Raw genomic sequence first — 289 nt, forward strand, 5'->3', positions numbered from 1 at the left:
GGGGTAGATGATTGGGGTGAAGTCGTAACAAGGTAGCCGTATCGGAAGGTGCGGCTGGATCACCTCCTTTCTATGGAGAATCGTTTCCTGAAACGGAAACATTCAAATATACGGAAGCTAAGCTTCCGAGCACACTCACTCGTTGTTCAGTTTTGAGAGAGTAAGACTCTTTCAACTTATACACTATATGATTGAATGGCTTCAATCATGCGTTTGGTGGCGATAGCGGAGGGGTTCCACACGTACCCATCCCGAACACGACCGTTAAGCCCTCCAGCGCCGATGGTAC

The 289-nt window shown here is 48.8% G+C and carries 2 rRNA genes; both read left to right on the plus strand.

The window, feature by feature from the left end:
• Positions 1-70, plus strand: a 16S ribosomal RNA gene (locus tag KJS58_RS25160); the annotation flags it as partial.
• A 142-nt stretch (positions 71-212) separates the two neighbouring features.
• Positions 213-289 (plus strand): 5S ribosomal RNA (gene rrf / locus KJS58_RS25165); the annotation flags it as partial.

Origin of the sequence: Paenibacillus sp. J45TS6 (assembly GCF_018403285.1) — a bacterium.
Classification (GTDB): Bacteria; Bacillota; Bacilli; order Paenibacillales; family Paenibacillaceae; genus Paenibacillus.